We start from the raw sequence: 1,056 nt of genomic DNA, 5'->3' as shown, positions 1-1,056 counted from the left end.
TGTAGGTTAGGGCTGTTTCCCTTTTGACGACGGACCTTAGCACCCGCCGTCTGTCTCCCGGACTATACTCGATGGTATTCGGAGTTTGGTTAGGTTTGGTAGACCTCGCGGCCCCCTAGCCCATCCAGTGCTCTACCCCCACAGGAAAACATCCGAGGCACTACCTCAATAGTTTTCGCGGAGAACCAGCTATTTCCCGGCTTGATTGGCCTTTCACCCCTAAACACAACTCATCCGGTAACTTTTCAACGTTAATCGGTTCGAGCCTCCAGTGGGTGTTACCCCACCTTCACTCTGGTCATGCCTAGATCGCCGGGTTTCGGGTCTAATGCATCAAACTCAATCGCCCTATTCAGACTCGCTTTCGCTGCGCCTACACCTATCGGCTTAAGCTTGCTTGATACATTAAGTCACTGACCCATTATGCAAGAGGTACGCGGTCACTCCTCAAGGGAGCTCCCACTGCTTGTAGGCAACCGGTTTCAGGTACTGTTTCACTCCCCTCATCGGGGTGCTTTTCACCTTTCCCTCACGGTACTTGTTCGCTATCGGTCATACACGAGTATTTAGGCTTCGAGGGTGGTCCCCCGATGTTCAGACAGAATTTCACGTGTTCCGCCCTACTCAAGTCCTTTTGTCTCACTTTCGCATACGGGGCTGTCACCCGCTATGGCGCTTCTTTCCAAAAGCTTCTGCTAGTTTAACAAAAGGCACTGGCCTGGTCCGCGTTCGCTCGCCACTACTAACGGAATCTCGGTTGATGTCTTTTCCTCCGGGTACTGAGATGTTTCAGTTCCCCGGGTTCGCCTCACTAAGCCTATGTATTCAGCAAAGTGATATCCTTCCTATTTATCCCCGAGCGAGAACCCCAGTCCGAAGACTGGGCTCGATCGAGAGTAAATAGTGAGGATGGGTTTCCCCATTCGGAAATCTGCGGGTCAAAGGTTGCTCACACCTCACCGCAGCTTATCGCAGCGTGCCACGTCCTTCATCGCCTGTGTATGCCAAGGCATCCACCAATTGCCCTTACCTCACGCTTGAGAATCCACACCACCA

General features: G+C 52.5%; 1 rRNA gene. It reads right to left on the bottom strand.

Annotation, left to right across the window (positions count from 1 at the left end):
- Window positions 1-1,043 (bottom strand): 23S ribosomal RNA (locus VEC57_07550); the annotation flags it as partial.
- Window positions 1,044-1,056 lie beyond the last annotated feature (13 nt).

It is taken from the genome of Candidatus Limnocylindrales bacterium (genome assembly GCA_035626395.1).
Classification (GTDB): domain Bacteria; phylum Desulfobacterota; class Binatia; order UBA1149; family CAITLU01; genus DASPNH01.
This window is presented reverse-complemented; position numbering and strand designations above follow the sequence as displayed.